19 protein-coding genes are annotated in these 21,601 nt (G+C 68.1%); 8 read left to right on the forward strand and 11 right to left on the reverse strand.

All coding sequences use genetic code 11. The features are described 5' to 3' along the window. Positions 1–120 precede the first annotated feature (120 nt). Positions 121–753, forward strand: a complete 633-nt coding sequence (locus O9335_RS06390; RefSeq protein ID WP_298385265.1) for an FMN-binding negative transcriptional regulator — start codon at positions 121–123, stop codon at positions 751–753. 168 nt (positions 754–921) lie between these two features. On the opposite strand, the gene O9335_RS06395 is transcribed toward O9335_RS06390, so the two are convergent. Beyond that, on the reverse strand, positions 922–1,683 hold the full coding sequence (locus tag O9335_RS06395) for a LytTR family DNA-binding domain-containing protein (RefSeq protein WP_298385268.1): 762 nt from the start codon (positions 1,681–1,683) through the stop codon (positions 922–924). Between the two features lies 1 nt (position 1,684). Continuing rightward, on the reverse strand, positions 1,685–3,142 hold the full coding sequence (locus tag O9335_RS06400; RefSeq protein WP_298385271.1) for a sensor histidine kinase: 1,458 nt from the start codon (positions 3,140–3,142) through the stop codon (positions 1,685–1,687). 466 nt (positions 3,143–3,608) lie between these two features. On the opposite strand from O9335_RS06400, the gene chrA reads away from it, so the two are divergent. The 3 genes from chrA to katG all read left to right on the forward strand — a co-directional run bounded on the left by chrA (position 3,609) and on the right by katG (position 7,629). Beyond that, entirely contained in the window at positions 3,609–4,835 is a 1,227-nt protein-coding gene (gene chrA / locus O9335_RS06405; RefSeq protein WP_298385274.1) for a chromate efflux transporter, read from the forward strand. An 87-nt stretch (positions 4,836–4,922) separates the two neighbouring features. Then, entirely contained in the window at positions 4,923–5,243 is a 321-nt protein-coding gene (locus O9335_RS06410) for a hypothetical protein (protein ID WP_298385277.1), read from the forward strand. A gap of 187 nt (positions 5,244–5,430) precedes the next feature. Beyond that, positions 5,431–7,629: a catalase/peroxidase HPI gene (gene katG, locus O9335_RS06415; protein WP_298385280.1), complete on the forward strand. Its 2,199-nt coding sequence runs from the start codon at positions 5,431–5,433 to the stop codon at positions 7,627–7,629. Positions 7,630–7,702: 73 nt separating this feature from the next. Here katG and O9335_RS06420 read toward each other — a convergent pair whose 3' ends face one another. Both O9335_RS06420 and O9335_RS06425 read right to left on the reverse strand, forming a co-directional pair. Further along, positions 7,703–8,017 carry a 2TM domain-containing protein gene (locus tag O9335_RS06420; RefSeq protein ID WP_298385283.1) on the reverse strand — a complete coding sequence of 105 codons (315 nt, stop codon included), beginning with the start codon at positions 8,015–8,017 and terminating at the stop codon, positions 7,703–7,705. Between the two features lie 137 nt (positions 8,018–8,154). Then, the gene (locus O9335_RS06425) at positions 8,155–8,874 is read right to left on the reverse strand and encodes an SOS response-associated peptidase (RefSeq protein WP_298385286.1); all 720 of its coding nucleotides are present in this window, start codon (positions 8,872–8,874) and stop codon (positions 8,155–8,157) included. A gap of 125 nt (positions 8,875–8,999) precedes the next feature. Between O9335_RS06425 and O9335_RS06430 the strand changes: the two genes are divergently transcribed. Further along, complete coding sequence (locus O9335_RS06430; RefSeq protein ID WP_298385288.1) at positions 9,000–10,142, forward strand: HD domain-containing phosphohydrolase; 1,143 nt, start codon at positions 9,000–9,002, stop codon at positions 10,140–10,142. A gap of 13 nt (positions 10,143–10,155) precedes the next feature. On the opposite strand, the gene O9335_RS06435 is transcribed toward O9335_RS06430, so the two are convergent. Next, on the reverse strand, positions 10,156–11,211 hold the full coding sequence (locus tag O9335_RS06435; RefSeq protein ID WP_298385291.1) for a hypothetical protein: 1,056 nt from the start codon (positions 11,209–11,211) through the stop codon (positions 10,156–10,158). A gap of 157 nt (positions 11,212–11,368) precedes the next feature. On the opposite strand from O9335_RS06435, the gene O9335_RS06440 reads away from it, so the two are divergent. After that, positions 11,369–11,989 carry a LysE family translocator gene (locus tag O9335_RS06440; protein ID WP_298385294.1) on the forward strand — a complete coding sequence of 207 codons (621 nt, stop codon included), beginning with the start codon at positions 11,369–11,371 and terminating at the stop codon, positions 11,987–11,989. Between the two features lie 20 nt (positions 11,990–12,009). After that, complete coding sequence (locus O9335_RS06445) at positions 12,010–13,434, forward strand: cytochrome P450 (protein ID WP_298385297.1); 1,425 nt, start codon at positions 12,010–12,012, stop codon at positions 13,432–13,434. Between the two features lie 15 nt (positions 13,435–13,449). Here the strand turns inward: O9335_RS06445 and O9335_RS06450 are convergent, their stop codons facing one another. Next, positions 13,450–14,439: a Gfo/Idh/MocA family oxidoreductase gene (locus tag O9335_RS06450; RefSeq protein ID WP_298385300.1), complete on the reverse strand. Its 990-nt coding sequence runs from the start codon at positions 14,437–14,439 to the stop codon at positions 13,450–13,452. Between the two features lie 152 nt (positions 14,440–14,591). Then, positions 14,592–15,362: a helix-turn-helix transcriptional regulator gene (locus tag O9335_RS06455; RefSeq protein ID WP_298385303.1), complete on the reverse strand. Its 771-nt coding sequence runs from the start codon at positions 15,360–15,362 to the stop codon at positions 14,592–14,594. Positions 15,363–15,477: 115 nt separating this feature from the next. On the opposite strand from O9335_RS06455, the gene O9335_RS06460 reads away from it, so the two are divergent. Next, positions 15,478–16,449 (forward strand): MBL fold metallo-hydrolase, encoded by a 972-nt coding sequence (locus tag O9335_RS06460; protein ID WP_298385306.1) that lies wholly within the window; start codon positions 15,478–15,480, stop codon positions 16,447–16,449. Between the two features lie 55 nt (positions 16,450–16,504). Here the strand turns inward: O9335_RS06460 and O9335_RS06465 are convergent, their stop codons facing one another. The 4 genes from O9335_RS06465 to O9335_RS06480 form a co-directional block, all read right to left on the reverse strand. Continuing rightward, the gene (locus O9335_RS06465) at positions 16,505–17,998 is read right to left on the reverse strand and encodes a peptide MFS transporter (protein ID WP_298385308.1); all 1,494 of its coding nucleotides are present in this window, start codon (positions 17,996–17,998) and stop codon (positions 16,505–16,507) included. A gap of 170 nt (positions 17,999–18,168) precedes the next feature. Further along, complete coding sequence (locus O9335_RS06470) at positions 18,169–19,110, reverse strand: hypothetical protein (protein ID WP_298385311.1); 942 nt, start codon at positions 19,108–19,110, stop codon at positions 18,169–18,171. A 20-nt stretch (positions 19,111–19,130) separates the two neighbouring features. Further along, positions 19,131–19,979 carry an OmpA family protein gene (locus O9335_RS06475; RefSeq protein WP_298385313.1) on the reverse strand — a complete coding sequence of 283 codons (849 nt, stop codon included), beginning with the start codon at positions 19,977–19,979 and terminating at the stop codon, positions 19,131–19,133. Positions 19,980–20,249: 270 nt separating this feature from the next. Then, on the reverse strand, positions 20,250–21,521 hold the full coding sequence (locus tag O9335_RS06480) for a Glu/Leu/Phe/Val dehydrogenase (RefSeq protein WP_298385316.1): 1,272 nt from the start codon (positions 21,519–21,521) through the stop codon (positions 20,250–20,252). Positions 21,522–21,601: the final 80 nt, after the last annotated feature.

Below are 21,601 nucleotides of genomic sequence, written 5' to 3' on the forward strand. Positions count from 1 at the left end.
GCATGCGGTGTCGCTCCTTCTTGTGGACACGAGTCCACGGCGGCGTCGCTCCGAGCCTGCGCCGGACCAGGGGCCACGCCGGCCTGGGCTTCTGCCGCGCAGACTCCTAACATCCGCGCCATGTACATCCGCGCCGACCACCAACTGCCCGATCTGGCCCACCAGCAGGCCCTCATCCAGGCCCACCCGCTGGGGGTCTGGGTGCTGCCCACGCCCCAGGGCCTGGAGGCCAACCACATCCCCTTCGTGCTGGACCGCAGCCGCGGCCCTCTCGGCACCCTCGTCGGCCATGTGGCGCGCGCCAACGGCGTTTGGCGGGCGCTGCAGCCCGACCGCCCCTCGCTCGTCGTGTTCCAAGGCCCGCAGCACTACATCACGCCCTCGTGGTACCCCAGCAAGGCCGAGCACGGCCAAGTCGTGCCCACCTGGAACTACCTGGCCGTGCACGCCCATGGCACGGCGCGCGTGGTCGGCGAGCCCGCCGCCCTGCTGGCGCTGCTGCACCGCCTCACCGACGCCCAAGAGGGCCAACGCCCCGTCCCCTGGCGCGTGGACGATGCACCAGCCCCCTTCATCGAACGCCTCATGCGCGCCATCGTGGGCATCGAGATCCCCATCGAGCGCCTGGAGGGCAAGCGCAAGGCCAGCCAAGACGAAAGCTCACCCGACCACCGTGGCACCGTGCAGGGCCTGTTGAGTGAAGGCAGCCAAGCCGCCGCGGCCATGGCACAGGCCATGTCCACGCCCGTGTGACGGGCCTCAGCCGCTGCATCGGCAGGCGCCCCGATCACCGCCCAAGCGGGCCGCCCGAAGGCGTGTCGGGGCAGCGGGAGCCGAGGCGCCAAACGGGGAAACGTGCAAGGAACACGCCGATTGGAAGACCCCTGAGGCTTTGCTTGGGGCTTCTGGCCACCGCAAGGCTCACATTTGCCGAAATCGTCCCGAGAAGGCGGCCGAAACCACGATCAGTTCTTGCGAGCCGCGCACTTTGATGCGCATGCGGCCCACCTCATCCTTCATCACGCGTTCGATGGCCGCCACGCGGATCACCGAGGCGCGGTGCACCTGCCAAAACTCATCGGGATCGAGTTCATTGACCAAGTCTCGCAGAGGCGTTCGAACGTAACGCTCCTTGTCGGCCGTGACAACGGCGGTGTATTTGTCGCGCGACTGAAAGAACAAAACCTCCCCGGTGGCAATCACGTCAATCTCGCTGCCCTGACCGCAGTTGAGCCACCTCAAAAACTTGCGTTCGGCGCTTGAGATCTTTTGCAAGGCTTCGACCAGTTTCGGATCCGCTGGGGCCGGCGCCCCTGTGCTCGTCGCCCCCTTCAGTCGCGCGATGGTTTCGGCCAGCCGTTCGGCTCTGACCGGCTTCAGGAGGTAGTCGACCGCTCGCGCCTCAAACGCTTCGATGGCGTGCTGGTCGTAAGCCGTGATGAACACAATCCGGGGTGCCGCATCGCTGCCCGCGATCTGTCGCGCGACGTCGAGCCCGGTCAACCCCGGCATGCGAATGTCCAGAAACGCGATATCGGGCTCGTGCTCCGCAATCAGCGACAGCGCTTCGCCGCCACTGTGTCCGAGCGCGACCACGTTCAACTCAGGCCACGCCGCATTCAGCAAATCGCGGAGCGCATGCGCCAGGCGTGGCTCGTCATCGCAAACGATGGCCGTTGTCATGTCATTGGACCCCTGGCAAATTCAGCTCAGCGATGACGCCGCTCGGGGTGTTGGCCGTGAGCACCAATTCACCCGCCCCCCCGTAGGTGGATGCCAAGCGTTCGCGGATGTTGGCCAGACCAACCCCCGAGCCGCCTGATTGGCCCGAACCAAAACCCATTCCATCGTCGACGACGCGAATCTGGAGTCGCTCGCCGCCCTTGTGTTCAATGAGTTCTGCGCTCAGTTTGATTGAGACGTTACCCGCCTTGCGCTCGACGCCGTGGTAGATCGCATTTTCCAGCAAGGTTTGCACCATCAGGGGTGGAATCTTGAGGTCCGCGGCCCGAGCTGACAACTGCAGATGGGTGGACAGCCGATCTCCCATGCGCAGCTTGGCCAAAGCCAGATAAGTTCGGGCAAGCTCGAATTCTTCTCGAACAGTCGTATGGCCGGCGCGCAGCGCCTTCAAACTACCGCGCAAGAAGTCAGACAACTCATCCGCCATTTGCTGCGCCAGCGTCGGATCTGTGGCAATCAACGACTTCAAGTGCGCAATGTTGTTGAAGATGAAGTGCGGTTCGATCTGCGCCTTGAGCGCTTGGAGTCGAGTCTCAGCAAGTTGCTGCTGCTGCTCGGCTCGCTCCACCCGAAGCGCGACGTTTTTCTGTTCTTCGTAGTGGATGGCTTCGAGGGCGTGGATGAGAAACGCGAAGGCAAAAAAGGCCAAGGTCGAATGGCCCACCGAAACACCCATCACGGAGGCGGGCAACGTTTCCCAAAGCATGGCCGAGGCGATGGCGCCGATGAAAACACCATGGATTGCGTACCACACCTTGGCGCCATACCGCATCGGCACACGCCTCGCGGTCAGGGCTCCACCCAACAAGCTCAGAGCGACGTAAACACCGGCAACACCCTCACCGAAAGTACCGGCCTGGGTCGGAAGCAAAAATCCAATGACCCAGAAAGCGACGAAACCAATCCACCCCCAAAAATTGACAATGGGCTGCTTGAACAACGAGCGCAGCCAATAGTGCTCGAGCTTGTTCCGTGAATGCAAGTCCGTCAGCGAAGGTCGCCACTTGGGCGAGAAATCTTTCCAAGCTTGGAGACCGATACGCTCCCCTTCTTGACGGCTCCGATCAGCGATCTCTTTGGTGAAAAGCCAAGCGGCCATCACACTGAGCGCCCAAATGGCCAGATAGGCCGCTGGTGTCAAAGGAACAAGGTTTTCCTGCGGGCTGCCACTGTGGGTGGCAATCAGCGAAGCGATGAGGGTCAGCGCAATGCCGGCACCCAATGCCGTCTTGAGTGCGACAAACCGCCAGTAGCCTTGGCTGCCCCCCCAAAGCGGCGGGGGTGTCTCCGGGCGGAAGCGCAGGTACTGCCGGTACCAAAAGGGCGCTACCTCTTTGGCGGAAATGTCATGTTGCGCAAGTACGTCAACGGCGGTTTGGACTTGAGGCGGCAAGGTCATACAGCTTCCCCGCTTGGGTTGGTGGGTGGTGGTGAGCGGAATTCTGGGCATCTCGTCGCTCAACCGGGCGAGGCTGCGACAAGCACCGCCACTTCAGGGATGAAGTCGGGCAGGCGCCGACAAACCCGGCCCCAGGTGGATGGCCGAGGAGCACTCCCTTGAAGCAGTCAAGAACGGCGACTGCTCAGCGGGAGCCGCTGGCCGCCATGCGTGCGAGCCCGCAACCGCTGCCCTTGGCGCCACCCAGGCCGCGCAAACCGGCGAGCCGGCGTGCCCACGAGGCCGCGCCAGCCAATGTGCACCAACAGCGAGGCTGCGCGGCACAAGCCCAGGCAGGCGCGCCCATGACCAGGCGCCGTGGCGGCTGGGCGAGGTCCTGCATCACGCAGCCGTCACGGCGCCCTCTTACAGTGGCGCGAGCCGCGCCGCGTGGCCCCACGCGTCGCTCCTGCTGTTGCCAGCGCCCATGTCCTCTGCCCCGTTGCCACCGCCGTCTGAGCCTCCCCTGCCCGCGCGCGGCTCGGCGTGGGAGGTGTTGCTCGTCTTCCTGAAGCTGGGCCTGACCTCGTTCGGCGGCCCGGTGGCCCATTTGGGCTACTTCCGCACCGAGTTCGTGGAGCGCCGGCGTTGGTTGAGCGACGCGGCTTACACGGATTTGGTGGCCCTGTGCCAGTTCCTGCCGGGCCCGGCCAGCAGCCAAGTGGGCATGGCGCTGGGCCTGCGGCGGGCAGGCGGCCCGGGCGCGCTGGCGGCGTGGGCGGGGTTCACACTGCCTTCGGCGCTGGCCTTGGTGCTGCTGGCCCTGGGGCTGGCACAGGGGTCGGCTTGGACGGGCTCGGGCGCGGTGCACGGCCTCAAGGTGGTGACGGTGGCGGTGGTGGCTCAGGCGGTGTGGGGCATGGCACGCGCTTTGTGCCCCGACCGCTTGCGCGCCGGCATCGCCCTGGGGGCGACGTTGGGCGTGTTGGCGCTGCCCACGGCCTGGGGGCAGGTGGGGGCGATCGTGCTGGGGGGCCTGATCGCCCGCCTGGCCTTGCAGTTGCCGCCACTGCCGGCGGCCTCGCACGAGGCGGTTGGCATCGGTCGGCGCACCGGCGCGGCGCTGCTGGCGCTGTTCGTGGGGCTGCTGGTCGCACTGCCCTGGCTGGGGGCGGTGTCGTCGAACCCGGCGCTCGGGGCCATGGGCGTGTTCTACAACGCGGGCGCGCTGGTGTTCGGCGGGGGCCATGTGGTGCTGCCCTTGCTGCAAGCGGGTGTGGTGCCACCGGGCTGGGTGAGCAACGAGGTGTTCTTGGCCGGCTATGGCGCGGCGCAGGCGGTGCCGGGGCCGCTGTTCAGCTTCGCGGCATTCTTGGGCGCCGCGATGCCTGCGCCCTGGGGCGGATGGAGCGGCGGCTTGGCGATGCTGGTGTTGGTGTTCTTGCCCGGCTTCTTGGTGTTGGCGGGGGCCTTGCCCTTTTGGGAGGCGCTGCGCCAGCGCGCTGGGGTGCAGCGCGCGATGGCGGGCGTGCACGCGGCGGTGGTGGGGGTGCTGGGGGCCGCGCTGTACGACCCGGTCTGGACGAGCGCGATCCACACGCGGGCCGACTTCGGGCTGGCGCTGGCCGCCTTCGGCTTGCTGGTGGTGGCCCGTTGGTCGCCGGTGTGGGTGGTGGGCCTGGCGGCGATGGCCGGGTGGGCCTGGGCGGCTTGAGCACGGCCTGAGCGCGGCTTGTTGCGAGGGCCGGGCCGGCGAGAATGCGGGGCTTGCGCCAGCGGCGCCCCTCTCCCCCGAAACAGCATGGACCTCAAGCTTCCCATCACCATCGTCGTCGAACTGAGCGAAGACGAGATCCGCGCGCAAGGCGAGTTGGACCTCGCCAGCGGCGAAATCCGCCAGGTGCGTTACGAGGACCACGATGTCGAGGCCCAGGGCGTGCCCGCCACCATGGAGGACTACGAGTTCACCGTGGGCATCTTGCGCAACGGGCAGCGGGAGGTGGAGTTCCGCATCGAAGCCGACGCGCAAGGGCGCTATTCGGTGACGGCCAGCGAGTTGCTGGAGCTCAAGGGCCGCGCCGCGGCCCTGTTCAGCCAGGCGCCCGCCAAGAAGGGCGGCTGAGCGTTCGGCCGCTGCAGGGGCGGCCGAGGGGGCAGCAGGGGTCCGCAGCTGCGGATTTCGTCACGGACTCCGCCATGGCGGCTATGGATTCCATTGCCACAAGCAATTGGGTTTCATTGGACCAGGGGCGCAGACTATGAGCCAACGGGGCGAGTCCCCGCTTGTTCCTCACTGCCTGGAGACGCCCATGTCCGAGCTTTCGAAATGCCCTTTTCATGCCAACGCCGTCAACGCCGCGGTGACCGGCCAAGCGCAGACCAACCGCGATTGGTGGCCCCATCAACTGCGCCTGGACATCCTGCACCAGCACGCCCCGGCCTCGAACCCGCTGGGCCCGGACTTCGACTACGCGACTGAGTTCCAGAAGCTGGACCTGGACGCCGTGGTGGCCGACCTGACGGCGCTGATGACCGACTCGCAGGACTGGTGGCCGGCCGACTGGGGCCACTACGGTGGTTTGATGATCCGCCTGGCCTGGCACGCCGCCGGCACCTACCGCGTGCAAGACGGCCGCGGCGGCGCCGGCACCGGCAACCAGCGCTTTGCGCCGCTCAACAGCTGGCCCGACAACGGCAACCTCGACAAGGCGCGCCGCCTGCTGTGGCCCATCAAGCAGAAGCACGGCAACCGCCTGTCCTGGGCCGACTTGTTCATCCTGGCGGGCAACGTCGCGCTGGAGTCGATGGGCTTCAAGACCTTTGGCTTCGCCGGCGGCCGCGAGGACATCTGGGCCCCGGAAGAGGACATCGACTGGGGCAAGGAGCGCACTTGGCTGGGCGACGAGCGTTACCAAGGCGACCGCCAATTGGACAAGCCCCTGGCCGCCGTCCAGATGGGCTTGATCTACGTGAACCCCGAGGGCCCCAACGGCCGGCCCGACCCCGTGGCCTCGGGCCGCGACGTGCGCGAGACCTTCGCCCGCATGGCCATGAACGACGAAGCAACCGTGGCCCTGGTGGCCGGCGGCCACACCTTTGGCAAGGCCCACGGCGCCGGCGACCCCAAGCTGGTGGGCCCCGAGCCTGAGGCCGCCCCCATCGAAGCCCAAGGCTTCGGCTGGATCAACCAGTTCGGCAGCGGCAAGGGCGCGCACACCACCACGAGCGGCATCGAAGGCGCCTGGAAGCCCAACCCCACGCGTTGGGACAACGGCTACTTCGACATGCTGTTCGGCTACGAGTGGGAACTGACCCAGAGCCCGGCCGGCGCGCACCAGTGGACGCCCAAGAACTGCAAGCCCGAGCACCTGATCCCCGACGCGCACGACCCCAGCAAGAAGCACCCGCCGATGATGACCACGGCCGACCTGTCGCTGCGCTTCGACCCGGGCTTCGAGCAGGTGGCCCGCCGCTTCCACCAGGACCCGGCCGCCTTTGCCGATGCCTTTGCCCGCGCCTGGTTCAAGCTGACCCACCGCGACATGGGCCCGCGGGCGCGCTACCTGGGCAAGTTGGTGCCTCCAGAGGTGCTGATTTGGCAGGACCCCATCCCGGCCGTCGAGCACCCCTTGATCGATGCCGGCGACGTGGCCGCGCTGAAGGCCCAAGTGCTGGCTTCGGGCTTGAGCGTGGCGCAACTGGTCGGCACGGCCTGGGCCTCGGCCAGCACCTTCCGCGGCAGCGACAAGCGGGGGGGTGCCAACGGGGCGCGCATTCGCCTTGCTCCGCAAAAGGACTGGGCGGTGAACCAGCCCGCCCAGCTCGCGCCGGTGCTGGCGCGGCTGGAAGCCATCCAAACGGCCTTCAACGCCGCAGCCCCGGGCGGCAAGCAGGTGTCGATGGCCGACCTGATCGTGCTGGCCGGCGCCGCCGGCGTGGAGGCCGCCGCCCAGGCTGCGGGCCACGCCGTGACCGTGCCCTTCACCCCGGGCCGCGCCGATGCCACGCAGGACCAAACCGACATGGCCTCGTTCGCGGTGCTGGAGCCCCAGGCCGACGGCTTCCGCAACCACGCCGCTCCGGGCCTGGAGGGCATGGCCGCGCAGCTGCTGATCGACAAAGCCCAGTTGCTGACCCTGAGCGCGCCCGAAATGACGGTGCTGGTGGGCGGCCTGCGCGTGCTGGGGGCCAACACCGGCGGCAGCCCGCACGGCGTGTTCACGCAGCGTCCCGGCCAATTGACGAACGATTTCTTCGTGAACTTGCTGGACATGGGGACGGTCTGGTCCCGCTCCAGCGCCAACGCGGCCGTGCTGGAAGGCCGCGACCGCCAGACCGGCGCCGTGAAGGCCACGGCCACGGTGGTGGACCTGGTGTTCGGCTCCAACTCGCAACTGCGCGCCTTGGCCGAGGTCTATGCCCAGGACGATGGGGCAGCGAAGTTCGTGGCCGACTTCGTCGCGGCTTGGGTCAAGGTGATGAACCTGGACCGCTTCGACCTGCGCTGAGCGCGTCTGCCCCCAAGGCACCCAGACTCCGTCCTGCTCGCGCAGGGCGGAGCCCCTGGTGGCGGCCAATGGATCAGCGGGCGGCGCGCTCGCGCAAGGCCTTGAGCTCGGCCTCCATCAGGCGCTCGCGCAGGCCCTGACCTTGCAACGACACCAAGGTCACCACGCCGTGGATGGCCAGGCCCAGGCCCCAGCCCCAGAGCGGGATGCTGGTCCACCGGGCGCCGTCGTGCAGGTTGCTCAGCACGTAGAGCCCCCCATTGACGCACACGAACACCATCAGGTGAACGAGGAAACCCATCTTCATTTCGACGCGCTTGCGCGCTTGGCGGCGCAGCGCGATGTCGTCGGCGCGTTGCGCAGCGGCGGGGGTGTTCAGGTCGATCATCTCGGAGCTCCGGTGGGTGGGCGATGAGCGAATGGTTCCGGCTCCTGCCCGACGCCGCGCGGGGTGCGCGACGAATCGCCAGCCAGAGCGCTCAACGGCCAGCCCGTGGCGCGAACGGAGGTCGATTCAGCCCGGGTTCAGATCAGGGTCCCCTGCTGTGGCGGCGGCGACGGGATCGCTCGGGCTTGCAGCAAGGCATCGGTGCGACGCGCATCGGCCAGGTCGAAGACCTCCGCCGGCGACGGCCGCACCAGGGCCCGGGCTTCGGCCTCGCTGCCCAAGAGCCAAGCCTCCCAATCCGCGGGCTCCAGGTGCGCCACGGCGCGCTTGTCTTGGGCATCCGGCGGCAAGTTCGGGTCGGGCTTGTGCAGGCGCCCGAGCAAGGGGTGGCCGTCGCAGTTGCGGGTGAGCAGGGTGTAGTTGGGCACGATTTCGCCGGTGGCGGGGTCGGTCCAATGTGAATACAGGCCGGCCAGGGCCCAGGGGCGCCCATCGGCACGCCGCAGACGCCACCAGATGTTCTTGCCGGTTTCCCAGTTGGGCTCTTGGTACCAAGCCGCCGGAATGAGGCAGCGCTGGCCGCGCGCCCAGGCCTGGGCGTAGGTGCGGCGTTCGGCCACGGTTTCGAGGCGGGCGTTGTTGGTCAGGATGGCACGCGACGTCGGTCGTGCGCTGCGGCTGCCGGGGGCGATCAGGCCCCACTGCCCCAGCTCGCACAGCAGTCCATCGCCCTGCGGCCGCACGAAGGCTCCGCGCTGGTACGGCCCCACCGTGCCTTCCACGTAGGCCGCCGGCGATGCACAGCGAAAGTGCTGGGCGATGTCGCCCTTGGGGCTGAGGTGGTAGAGGTTGCACATGGCCGTGCAGCAAACAGGACTGACGTGACGAATTGCAACATGGCGACCAGGGTCGTGAAAATCGGGAGTGCGCAGCGCTCCGGCTGGGTTCAAACTCATGCCTACCGCTTTCCCCATCGTCGGCTTTGAACGCTACCGCGCCCCACCTGCTCCTGCGAACGGTGCAGCACCGCGTCAAGATCGGTGCCGCGCTGCCCTTCAGCGTGCTGTCGGACGACGGCCGCCTGTTGCTGGCCAAAGGTCAGGTGATCGCCAACGACGACCAACTGCTGGCCTTGCTGGATCGCGGCGCGCTGGTGGACCGCAGCGAACTGGAGTCCAGCCGGCGGGACCCGCGCAAGGTCGGGGCCGAAGTCCTGGCCGACCTGTGGGGCGAGACGATGGACCAGATCGGGCGCATGCTGCGGGCGAGCCTGCACACGGACTTCGCGGGCACGCTCGACGAACTCTGCAGCCCCTTGCTGGCCCTCATCGAGCGCGATCCCGACTTGGCCTTGTTCCAAGTGGTGCGACAAGAGGGCATGGGCGAAAACCAATACGGCCTGCGCCACGGCGTGCACGCCGGGATCGTGGCCGTGATGGCGGCGCAGCGCCTGGGCGCCAGCCCGGACGAGGTGGGACGTGCCTTGCGCGTGGCCCTGACCATGAACTTGTCGGTGATGGAGCTGCAGGGGCGCTTGGCGCACCAACTGTTCCCGCTCAAGCCCCCCCAGAAGCAGGCCCTGCGGGAGCACCCACTGGCAAGCCGCCGCATGCTGGAAGAGGGCGGGGTGACCGATGCCGAGTGGCTGCGCGCCGTGGCCGAGCACCATGAAAACACCGAGGGCAGCGGCTATCCCCAGGGCCTGCGCGAGCCCAGCGTCCTGGCCCAGCTCGTCAGCGCGGCCGATGTGTACACCGCCAAGCTCAGCCACCGGGCCAGCCGTAGCCCCATCCCGGCCGACCGCGCGATGCGCGACTTCTACATGAGCCGCAAGACCCTGCCCGCCGCCGCGGCCATCCTCAAGGAAACGGGCGTGTTTCCGCCGGGCACGCTGGTGCGCTTGGCCAATGGCGAGCGGGGTGTGGTGGTGCGCCGTGGCGCTGTTGGCAACACCCCCGTGGTGGTGGCCTTGATGAACAAGTTGGGCGAGCCGCTGATGACACCCGTCAAGCGCGACACCTCTCAGCCGGGTCTGGCCATCGCGGCGGTGTTGGCGCCATCCGACCTGAAGCTGCGCATGGTGCCCGCCAAGCTGGTGATGGTGGGCGGCACAGCGCCCCGCTGACGGCCGCTGCGCGTCAGGCGGGCTGCATCAGCCACCAGGCCAGCAGCGCCAAGCTGCCCAAGGCCAGGGCCACGGCGCTGCCCACCTTCCACCATGACCACGGCCGGTCGCCGACGACCGCGCCGCTGTGCCCGTTGACGACGACCTGCTTCAGTTGGTCACCCCAGCGGTAATGCAGCAGCCAGACGGGCAGCAGCAGGTGCCGGAAGCGGATTTCGCTGAAGCGCGGGCTGATCTGCACGATGCGTTGCTCGTCGCCACCGATGTCGCGACGCACCGCCTCGCGGATGCCCGGCAGCATCACGCGGTCGCGCGCGGCGTCGAAAGCGGCCTCCAGGCCCACTTGATAGACCTCGACCCCAAAGCCCGCGAGCAGGGCCGGGTCGTAGGGCTGCAGCAAAGGCACCGGCACAGTGCCCAGCACGGCTTCGCACTGCGCCGGCAGGCTGGCGGAGGCAGCCACGACGACGTCGTCGAAATCCGCCCGCACCGTGCCTCGCACTCGCGCCCAATCGACCACGGTGCGCTGCTTCGTCACCACGCGGCCTTGCCCATCGGTGCCCGACTCGACCACCACGCGCCGGGTTCCGCGGTCGCCGGCGTACACGGTGTCGCTGCGGGCGTCGAACGACCACGCCGGCAGATACACCCCGCGCAAGCCCTCGGGCTGACGAACCGCCTCCCGCAGTGCGTTGGGCGCGAACCAACGGCTGTCGATCCAAGCCCTGAACGCCCGCCTGGCCATGGCCTCGTCCAGCCGAAAGGGCAACACCGCCTGCGGCCGGATCAGCCGCTCGGCGTGGGCGTAGGCGCTGTGCAGCGGCGCGGTGCAGAAGGCGCAGGTGCCGGCGATCACATGGGGGTCGAAATGCGTTCGCGCGCCGCACTGGGGGCAATCCACCACCACGGGCTCGATGGCCGGCTCGCTTCCCGCGCGTTGCGCCAGGGCGGCGGCGTAGTCGTGCTCGGCCACGGCCTGCTCCTGCGCCAACACCCCCGGCTCGGGCTGGGCCTGGTGGCCACCGCAGGTCCCACAAGTCAGACCACCCTGCCGCGGATCGAAGCGCATGAGGCCGCCGCAGCGGTCGCACACCGGGGACGTGGAAGGGGTCTCAGCGGACGAGGAGCCAGTGGACATTGACGGCATGTTGCGCAGGCTGGAGCGGGGCCGGATTGTGGCGACTGCGCCGGCCGCGCTACGCTGCTTCCTTCAACTGGAGCTGCGCATGCCTTTCCACGGTGTGGCCGACTACCCCGCCTTCGTGCTCGCCATCTGGGTCTTTTTGATGATCCCTGGCCCAGGCAACCTCGTCCTCATCGGCGCCACCGGCAAGGGTGGCGTGCGCGGCGGGCTGGGTGCCAGCTTCGGGGTCATCGTGGGCGACCAACTGCTGCTGTGGAGCGCCGTGGCCGGCGTGGCCACCCTGCTGAAAGCCGCGCCCCATTGGTTCACGGCGGTGCAGTGGGCGGGCGCTGCCTACCTGGTGTGGCTGGGCTTCAAGATGATGCGAACCCGCCCTGGGGCGGCAGCGGTCATCGAGGTGCGCCCGCGGCACTACTTCCGCCAAGCGCTGCTCATCACCCTGCTCAACCCCAAGGCCATCGTGTTTTACATGGCCTTCTTCCCGCAATTCGTGCACCCCACGCAGCACCAAGGCCTGCTCACCCTGGCCGTGATGGCCGTCACCGTGGCCACCGTCACCCTGCTGTATTGCCTGATCGCCATCGCCCTGACCCGCTGGGCCGCCGAGCGGCTGCGGGCCAGCCCCATGGCCGGGGTGTGGCTGGAGCGCGTGGCCGGCGGGCTGCTGCTGGCGTTTGGGCTCAAACTGGCGTTGGGGCGCTGAAGGCGCCCACCCTCACCCCCATGACCCCCGCCCTGCGCGATTTCGACCAGCTGCCCGGCCCTCCCCTCTGGCCAGTGGTGGGCAACCTGCTGCACGTCCAGCCCGCGCGCCTGCACCTGCAGCTCGAGGCATGGTGCCGCCAGTACGGCCCCGTGTTCCGGCTGCGCCTGGGGCGCTTCGGGCGCGTGGTGGTGCTGGGGGATCACGGCCCCATCGCCCAACTGCTGCGCGACCGCCCCGACGGCTTTCGGCGCACCAGCCGCGTGCAAGACATCTGGACCGAAATGGGCCTGCTGCCCGGCGTCTTCGGGGCCAACGGCGAGGTCTGGCAGCGCCAGCGGCGCATGGTGATGCACGGCTTCGACCCCGCGCATGTGCGCGGCTACCACCCGCAGCTGCAGCGCGTGGCGCAACGGCTGGTGGCGCGCTGGCGCTTGGCGGCGGCGGGGGGTGGCGACATCGACCTGCAAGCCGACCTCATGCGCTTCACCGTGGACGCCATCGCCGGCCTGGCCTTCGGGGCCGAGGTGGACACCCTGTCCAGCGACGAGGACGTGATCCAACGCCACCTCAACCGCCTGTTCCCCATCCTGTTTCGGCGCGTGTTCTCGCCCCTGCCCTGGTGGCGCTGGGTGCCCAACGCCGACAACCGGGCGCTGCGCGAAAGCGTGCCCGCCATCCACGCGGCGGTGGACGGCTTCATCCGCCAGGCGCGCGACCGCCTGCACGCCGACCCGGCTCGGCGCGCCGCACCAGGCAACTTGCTCGAGGCCATGCTCGTGGCCGCCGATGCCCCCGACAGCGGCATCGACGACGCCCAGGTGGCCGGCAACGTGCTCACCATGCTGCTGGCCGGCGAAGACACCACGGCCAACACCCTGGCTTGGCTCATCCACCTGCTGTGGCTGAACCCGGCCGAGCTGGCGCGCGTGCGCGACGAGGTGCGGGCCGTGTGCTGCGTGGACCAAGCGCCCAGCCTGGACCAACTGGCCCGCCTGGAGCACCTGGAGGCCTGCACCCACGAGGCCATGCGCCTCAAGCCTGTGGCCCCCATGAACGCGCTGCAGGCCCTGCGGCCCACCGAGCTGGCGGGCGTGCGCATCGAACCCGGCATGGTCGTGATGGCCGCCATGCGCCACGACCCCATGCGCGACGAGCTCGTGCCCCACGCCAGCGCGTTCGAGCCCGACCGCTGGCGCGGCGAGGGCGGGCCGGCCGAGGCGGCCCACCACCCCAAGCGCGTGTCCATGCCCTTTGGCGCCGGGCCGCGCATCTGCCCCGGGCGCTACCTCGCGCTGCTCGAAATCAAGACCGCCATGGCCGCGCTGCTCACGCACTTCGACATCGCCCACGTCGGCACCGCCAACGGCCAGCCGCCCGAGGAGGTGCTGCACTTGGCCATGGCGCCGCGCGGGCTGCGCATGCGCCTCCAGGCGCGGGGCTGACCCGGTTCAACGCGTTCAGGGTGCGACGGGTCGCCCGTCGGTCGCGCTGCGCAGCAGGGCCTGCACCAGGCGCGTGGTGTCGCGGGTTTCGGCCCAGGTGGGCCAGTGCGGGTGCGGCGCCTCGCCCCGCACCAAGGCCGCGAAGGCCTCGGCCTCCAAGCGAAAGCCATTGCCTTGGGGCACCGGCTCGCGCCGGCTGTCGTAGCCCTCGGCCACCTCGACCCAATCCAGACCCGGCCCCACGTGGTTGTGGAAACCGCTGGCCAGGGCGCCTTCGCTGCCCACGATGCGCAGGTGCCGGTGCGGCACCGCATCGAACCAGCACTGCAGCGTGGCCATCAAGCCGTCGTCCCAGGTCAGCACCGCGGCCAAGGTCCGATCGACCCCCGTGGGGCCCCAGGCGGCGCTGGCCTGCACGGTGGCAGGCAGGCCACCGGCCAAGGCCCGCACCATGCCCAAGGGGTACACGCCCACGTCCCACAAGGCGCCGCCGCCCAGCGCCGGGTCCAGTCGGTAGTCGGTGTCGTGGCGCAGCGTGAAGCCGAACAGGCCGCAGAGCTGCCGCAAACGGCCGATCTGGCCGCCGCGCACCCGCGCCAGCAGGTCCAGGGTTTGCGGCTGAAAACGGTAGGGAAAGGCCTCCACCACCACGAGCCCCTGGGCCTGCGCTGCCGCTTGCAAACGGTCCACGTCGTCCACGCACAGCGCCATGGGCTTTTCGCACAGCACGTGCTTGCCCGCGGCCAGCGCGCGCAGGGCCCAGGACACATGTTGGTCGTTGCTCAGCGGGATGTAAACGGCGTCGATGCCGGCATCGCCCAGGACCGCGTCGTAATCGGGCAGCACGCGCGGGATGGCATGCGCTTGGGCAAAGGCCGCCGCACGCTCAGCGCTGCGGCTGGCGACCGCGGTGACCTGCACCGCGGAGGAAGGCGCCACGCCTTGGCAAAACCCCGCCGCGATGCGCGCGGCGCCGAGGATGCCGATGCGGAGGAAATGGCTCATGACGGGCTCGATGTTGGAACGTTCCAAAAGACCTGTTTGCGAACACCCAACAGGGGGCGCACCTTGCCGAGCCACCGCCCCTGGGCTTGCCCAAGGCGGCCGATGGCGCCGCGCAGTGGGTCGTGCGCGCGGGCTGAACTCATTGTTGCCGCTCAGGCGGCGTCCGTTGCGAAGTAGCGCGTCGGCGTCACGCCGAAAGCACGTTTGAACACGGCGATGAAGCTGGACGGGTCCGCGTAGCCCACCTCCATCGCCACACGCCGCACGGGCTGACCGTGGGCCAGCCACTCCAACGCCGACAGCAAGCGGCGTTGCAAGCGCCAGTCGCCCGGGGTCAGGCCGGTCTCGGCCTGGAAGCAGCGCGTGGCGTGCCGCACCGACAGGCCCACCTCGGCCGCCAAGGCGTCAAAGGGGCGAGGGTCCGCCGGGTTTCGGTGCAGCGGAGCCACCAGACGGCGCAGGCGGGGGTCTTGCGGTTCGGGCAGGTGCAGCGCCGGCAACTCGTGGCTGGACAGCGGCAACTGGTCCAGCAGCACGCGCACGAGGCGCGCGGCCGGGCCCTGGGGCGGGTAGTCCATCCCCAGGGGTGCTGCAGCCTGCAAGAGCGCGCTCAGCAAGGGGCTCACGGCCACCACCGCACAGCGCTTCACGGGGCGCGCCGCGTCGGGCTTGAGGTACAGGGTGTGCAGCTGAAACCGACGCGCCGAGGCCACCGCGTGCGGCACCTCGGGGGGCACCCACACGGCGCGCTGCGGAGGCACCACCCAGTGGCCATCGGGCGTGCTGACACGCAACACCCCCTGGCTCGCGTGGATGAGCTGCGTGCGCGCATGCCGGTGCCAGTGGCCGTCGGTGGGCGGGTGGGCCTCGGCCAGCACCACAGCACTGCGCGGCGCCAGATCGGGGTTGGCGGTGGTTTTCAAAGCAAGTCGGGCGAATGTCCGTTTTGAGCGATTGTCTGTCTTGATGCGCCGATTTCGGTCAATCCGGCATCGGCACAGTTCAGCGCATCGACACCCCACTCCCTGGAGACTTCCGATGACCCCCTTGCCCCAATCCCTGTCCACCGCCCTGGCCTTGGCGGTGGCGACCCTGTCGTGCACCGCCCTCGCCGCACCCGCCACCCTGCACGTGCACACCTCAGGGCCGCAAGGCTTCAACACCCGCTCGGTCTGGATCGACGACGGCCACGAGGTGACCGTGGTGGATACGCAGTTCACACCCGCCTTGGCCGAGGCCCTGGTGGCCGACATCCAGCGGCAGACGAAGTCGCGCATCGCCCGCGTCATCGTCACGCACCCCAACCCCGACAAGTTCAACGCGCTGTCGGTGTTCCACCGCCTGGGCGCTCAGAGCCTCGGCAGCCGCGCCACGGCCGAGGCCCTGCCTGGCGTGGACGCCTACAAGCGCACCTACTGGGTGCACGTCGCCAAGGCCTTTACCGAAGACAGCTACCCCCGCCGCGAAGCGCTGACGCAAACCTTCAGCGGTCGGCTCACCGTGACCCTGGCCAACGGCGAGACCCTGAGCCTGCACGAGCTGAAGCAAGGCGGCGTGGCCAGCACCCAGACCGTGGTGCGCCTGGACCGCACCGGCGACCTGGTGGTGGGCGACCTGGTCAGCCACCGCACCCACGCTTGGCTTGAGGGCGGAATCGTCAACGGCAAGACGCACCTGGACGTGGCCGCTTGGCGCACCAGCCTGCAGGCGCTGACGGCGCTGTCGCCCCAAGCCGGCGCCCGCGTGTTCGGCGGCCGCGGTGAGGCCCAACCGGTGCGCGTGGCCGTAGCCGAGCAAATCGCCTACCTGAACCGCGCCGAAGCCTTGATCGAAGCGATGGAACACCGCCTGGGCGAGCGCCGCGCCGAGCTCACCGACCCCCAGGCCCAAGGCCCGCACATCGCCCAGCTGCAGGCGCAACTGGTGCAGGCCTTCCCCCACCATGCGATGCCCGAGCTGGTGGGCTACAGCATCTACGGCTGGCTGGCCACGCGAGCGGTCGCGCGCTGACCCAAGAAAAAAGGGCCTGCAACGCAGGCCCTTTGGTTTGGCACGGTGCCGTGGCTCACTTGGCCTTCATCAGGCGCTCGAGCAGCGGGCTCAGCACCGCGAGCAGCACTCCGGCGCCGATGGCGAAGGCGGCCAAGAAGGGGTACAGCGCGTAGCCGCTGCCGTGCAGCATTTGCTCCATCACACCGGCCAGGTAGTTGGCAGCGGCGCTGGACAGGAACCACACGCCCATCATCAGGCTCAGCACCTTGGCCGGCGCCACGCGGCTGACCATGGACAGGCCGACCGGCGACAGCATCAGCTCGCCCAGGGTGTGGATGACGAAGACGATGGCCAACCAGTGCATGCCCACCTTGACGCCGGTGTCGGCGATGCCTTGTGCCATGGCCATGACGATGAAGCCCAGGCCCAAGACGACCATGCCCAAGGCTTGCTTGAGGGTGTCGCCCATCTTGTAGCGGCTTTGGTCCAAGCGCGTCCACAGCAAGGCAAACACCGGCGCCAGGGCCACGATCACCAGGGGGTTGATCGATTGGAACCACGAGGCCGGCACTTCAAAACTGCCGACCATGCGCTGCGTGTTCTGGTCAGCGAACAAGGCCATGGTGCCGCCGGCCTGCTCGAAGCCGGTCCAGAAGGCGATGACAAACACCATCACGATGACGATGCTCAGCACCCGCGCCCATTCGGCCGAGTTCAGGGGCGCATGGCCAGCGCTCTGAGGGTCGGGACGCACGATGGCGAAGATCGCCCCACCGATCACGCCCAGGGCGATCAACACCTGCACCAGCACAGGCAAGCCGCCAAACACCGGGCCCACCACCCGCCAAGCCTGCAAGGCGCCCACCACGAACACGAGGCTGCCCAAGCTCCACAGCGCGATCTGAGGCAGGTCCTTCATGCCCACCGGGCCTTGGTGCGGCATCAGGCCCGAGCGCCCCAGGTCTTTCTGCTGCCACAGGAATTGCGCCAAACCGATGGCCATGCCCACCCCGGCGGCGGCAAAGCCGTAGTGCCAGCCGTACTTTTCGCCGAGCGTGCCAGCCACCAAAGGCGAGAAGAACGCGCCCAAGTTGATGCCCATGTAGAAGATGGAATAGCCGCCAGCACGGCGGGGGTCGTCGTCGCGCTCGTACAGCTCGCCCACCATCGAGGTGGTGTTCGGCTTGAAGAAGCCGTTGCCCACGACGAGCAAGCCCAGCGCCACGTGGAGCAGCGGCTCAAAGGCCATGGCGAAGTGGCCCAGCATCATCACCGTGCCGCCCACCACCGCCGCGCGCCGCTTGCCCAGGATGCGGTCGGCGATCGCGCCGCCGAACAAGGGCGTCAGGTACACCAAACCGGTGTAAATGCCATACAAGGCCAGCGCGTTGTCACGGCTGTAACCCAAGGCATTGACGAGGTACAGCACGAGCAGGGCGCGCATGCCGTAATAGCTGAAGCGCTCCCACATCTCGGTGAAAAACAGCACCTTGATGCCGGCGGGTTGGCGGGTGTCGGCAGCGCTCGCTTGTGGCTCGGCGCCGGCCAGGGGGGTGGCTTTGGTCACGGATTCAGACTCCAGATGCAACACGGCCGCGCGGGTGGCGCGGCCGGTCAGAAGGGGTCAAATTGTCCGGCGCCCAAGCCCCTTCGAAACCTGGGGCTGCCCCTGATGCGCCGCGGGCTGGCACCAAGAGTTGGGTGGCCGTGTGGCGCTGGGTCCGGATCTCGGGTCATTCATGGACGAGCCGCTCCGAAATCGACCCACAGCGGCTGATGGATGAAGTCCTTGACGGCTTGCCGCGTGAATCGGTAGCTTGGGATGGGCTTGCCGACTTCGAAGGCCACGGCCTCGCCACGGTAGAAGTTGAGTGCACCCGCAGTGGTGCGCAGGGCCTGGCCCTCCGGCTCGATCGGCATGTCGACCTTGAGCTTGAAATGGTCCTGGCCCCCGAAGAAGCGCCGCAGGCGCCCCTGCAAGGGGTCGCCCGGTAGCATGCAAAAACGCGTAGCGCCAGGGCGCACAGCAGACTCACCGGGCAGCGCCTCATCCAACCAGACGCATCCGAGTCCAACCGCGGTCGCCGTCTGGCGCACTCCCTCAAAAGCGTCCGGCCCACGCTTCTCGCGTGACATCAGCCCGCAGGTCTTGCCCATCGCCCGAAAGCTCTCGGCTTCGTCCTCGAGCGGTTCGAGCTCAGGGGCTTGCCCCCCGCTGCCGTCCGCCTGGGTGGCCGCTTCGGCGCGCCCCTCCCAAGCCATGCCACAGACCTGCCCGGCGACGGCGCGGAAGGTTCGCGCGACCCGCAGCTTGCAGTTCTGCTGGTAATCGGGCAGCACGGTGGCCCGCATTTCAAAGTGGGCTTCCACCCCCTTGTCGAACAGCCTCTCTTGCTGCTCAATCACCAAATTGGCCAGGGTGCTGGCCGACGGTAGCTCGAGCGGCGGCACCTCTTTGCCTTGGACTTTGAACTGAAATTTACACAGGCCGTGCATGAGTTCGATCCAAGGCGTCATGGCGGCCAGATCGCCCTTGACTTCGTAAACGTAGCGCACGGGCTTCAAAGCTGGCGCGGGCTGTGCCGAGACCAACCCTGACAAAACCATCGTGCCGAGCAGCCAGATCAAGGCCTGGCCGCGTTGACGGCGCGGCGGTGCGGTGCGATGGATGGATGGCATAGGCATAGAAAGGAGGGAGGTCAGGGCTGACGCATCAACTCGACGCGGCGGTTCTTCGCGCGTCCGTCTTCGCGGCGGTTGTCGGCAATCGGCACATCGGGGCCAAAACCCTTGGCGCTGAGACGCGCAGCCGGAATGCCTTGGGCGACCACCGCCGCCATCACCGCTTGCGCACGGGCCAGCGACAGCTTGCGGTTGCCAGCGGAGTCGCCCACGTTGTCGGTGTGGCCGTCGACGGAGATCCTGAGCTTGGGGTCTTGCTTGAGCAACTCGCTGATGGCGTTGATGGCGCCCTGCGATTCGGGACGCAGTTCCGCCTTGCCAGTGTCGAACTCGATGTAGAGCGTGGCCCAGCCCGTGCTCTTGAGCTGATCCTGCAGTTCGCCGACCTGGATCTCTTGCGTCATGGCCGCCGGCTCAACGACCGTCAGCACGTAGAGCTGTGGGCTGTTGATGTACAGCAGCACATGGCTTGGCGCTTGCCCCGCCTTGGCCGGCAAGCGAAAGATGTGATGGCCCAAGCGAACCTCGTCCGCACTGCGCGTGAAGCCCTTGTTCAGCTGCACGGCGCCCGCCTTGAGCAGAGCCGTCTCGTAGTTCTGGTAGATCTGCAGGTTGGAGCGCGTCGGCGCGCTCGTGGTGTAAGCGCGGGCGGTGACCCTGCCTTGCAGCACCAGGGGCAGCTTGGCCTCGACCTTGCCCTTGACTTTGAAATCTTGCAGGGTGACGGTGTCAAAGCCATCGCTGCTGCCGCTCTCATGGATGTCGTAGCCGGGCAAGCGCGGCAGCAAAGGATGGTCGGCCAGAACGGCGGCTTGGGCCGCTGCTATGAATACGAACGCCAAGACAACGGCGAAGAAATGACGCATGGTGACGTGAGTGAAGATGCAGAGACGAAACACGGTGGCTCCCCAGGGCGACCCGGCGTTGGGTCGAGGTCCAGCAGTGCGCCCGGCACCTTAGCGGCAAGCTGCCTCAGCACAAGCCCCCCGTTTGCACGGAGAGTGTGAGCCGATGTAAGGCCTGGCTGCGGCTCACCCGAGCACGAGCACGAGCACGAGCACGAGCACGAAGGCAGCCTGAACCGGGCACAAAAAAGCCCGCCGAAGCGGGCTGGGTCGATCCGAGCCAGGCCCCGATCAGGGGTACAGACCGCGCTCTTCGCGCGCCTGAAGCACACGCGTGCACGCCACCGTGAAGGCCGCGGTGCGCAGCTTGATTTTGTGCTGCTCGGCCGTTTCCCAGATGTGCTTGAAGGCGCCGATCATGATCTTGTCCAGGCGCAGGTTGATCTCGTCTTCCGTCCAGAAGAAGGAGCTGAAGTCCTGCACCCACTCGAAGTACGAGACCGTCACGCCACCGGCGTTGGCGATCACGTCGGGCACCACCACGATGCCGCGGTCGGCCAGCACGTCCTCGCCGTCGGGCGTGGTCGGGCCGTTGGCGCCTTCCAGCACCAACTTGGTGTGGATGCGCTTGGCGCGCTCGGCGGTGATCTGGCCTTCCAGGGCAGCGGGGATGAGCACGTCGCTCTTCACGTCCCAGAAGTTCTCGTTGTCGATCTTGTCGGCGCCCTTGAAGCCGCCCACGCCGCCGGTCTTGGCCACGTGGTCCAGCAGATCGGCGATGTCCATGCCGTTGTCGTTCAGGATGGTGCCGGTGTGGTCTTGCACGGCCACCAGCTTGGCGCCATTGGCGCAAAACAGCTTGGCGGCGATGGAGCCCACGTTGCCAAAGCCTTGCACGGCAATGCGCGCGCCTTCCAGCGGTTGGTTCAGGCGGCGCATGGCCTCGCGGCCCACCACGAACACGCCGCGGCCGGTGGCGGCCACGCGGCCCAGCGAGCCGCCGAGTTCGATGGGCTTGCCGGTCACGACGCCCGTGGCGGTGGCACCCACGTTCATCGAGTACGTGTCCATCATCCAGGCCATGATCTTGCCGTTCGTGTTCACGTCGGGCGCCGGGATGTCCTGGGTCGGGCCGATGATGATGCCGATCTCGCTGGTGTAGCGGCGAGTCAGCTTCTCCAGCTCTTTCTCGCTGAGCTGCTTGGGGTCGACGCGGATGCCGCCCTTGGCGCCGCCGTAGGGCAGGTTCACGGCGGCGTTCTTGATGGTCATCCAGCCCGACAGGGCCATCACTTCTTCCAGCGTGACGTCAGGGTGGTACCGCACGCCGCCCTTGCCCGGGCCGCGCGTGAGGCTGTGTTGCACGCGGTAGCCCTCGAAGTGGGCGATGGTGCCGTTGTCCAGCTCGATGGGGATGTCGACGATCAGCGCGCGCTTGGGTCGGCGCAGCGTCTCCACCCAACGACCCAGGTGGCCCAAATAGGGCTCCACAGCGTCGATTTGGGACAGGTAGGTGCCCCAGGGCGAATTGCGCGTTGGTGAAACGAAAGACAGATTAGGCACGACGCCTCCGAAGATTTATTAGTGGGGCGAACGGTAACCCGTCGAAACCTTGTGCAGATCAGCGCTGCAACGCCGCTTGA

This window comes from Inhella sp., assembly GCF_027532025.1.
Lineage (GTDB): Bacteria > Pseudomonadota > Gammaproteobacteria > Burkholderiales > Burkholderiaceae_C > Inhella.

Coding starts and splice junctions, on each gene's coding strand:
- O9335_RS06440 (WP_298385294.1), top strand. CDS start 11,369: ATGCCTTTCCACGGTGTGGCCGACTACCCCGCCTTCGTGCTCGCCATC.
- O9335_RS06460 (WP_298385306.1), top strand. CDS start 15,478: ATGACCCCCTTGCCCCAATCCCTGTCCACCGCCCTGGCCTTGGCGGTG.
- O9335_RS06420 (WP_298385283.1), bottom strand. CDS start 8,017: ATGATCGACCTGAACACCCCCGCCGCTGCGCAACGCGCCGACGACATC.
- katG (WP_298385280.1), top strand. CDS start 5,431: ATGTCCGAGCTTTCGAAATGCCCTTTTCATGCCAACGCCGTCAACGCC.
- O9335_RS06390 (WP_298385265.1), top strand. CDS start 121: ATGTACATCCGCGCCGACCACCAACTGCCCGATCTGGCCCACCAGCAG.
- O9335_RS06475 (WP_298385313.1), bottom strand. CDS start 19,979: ATGCGTCATTTCTTCGCCGTTGTCTTGGCGTTCGTATTCATAGCAGCG.
- O9335_RS06445 (WP_298385297.1), top strand. CDS start 12,010: ATGACCCCCGCCCTGCGCGATTTCGACCAGCTGCCCGGCCCTCCCCTC.
- O9335_RS06435 (WP_298385291.1), bottom strand. CDS start 11,211: ATGCGCTTCGATCCGCGGCAGGGTGGTCTGACTTGTGGGACCTGCGGT.
- O9335_RS06395 (WP_298385268.1), bottom strand. CDS start 1,683: ATGACAACGGCCATCGTTTGCGATGACGAGCCACGCCTGGCGCATGCG.
- O9335_RS06410 (WP_298385277.1), top strand. CDS start 4,923: ATGGACCTCAAGCTTCCCATCACCATCGTCGTCGAACTGAGCGAAGAC.
- O9335_RS06450 (WP_298385300.1), bottom strand. CDS start 14,439: ATGAGCCATTTCCTCCGCATCGGCATCCTCGGCGCCGCGCGCATCGCG.
- chrA (WP_298385274.1), top strand. CDS start 3,609: ATGTCCTCTGCCCCGTTGCCACCGCCGTCTGAGCCTCCCCTGCCCGCG.
- O9335_RS06425 (WP_298385286.1), bottom strand. CDS start 8,874: ATGTGCAACCTCTACCACCTCAGCCCCAAGGGCGACATCGCCCAGCAC.
- O9335_RS06470 (WP_298385311.1), bottom strand. CDS start 19,110: ATGCCATCCATCCATCGCACCGCACCGCCGCGCCGTCAACGCGGCCAG.
- O9335_RS06400 (WP_298385271.1), bottom strand. CDS start 3,142: ATGACCTTGCCGCCTCAAGTCCAAACCGCCGTTGACGTACTTGCGCAA.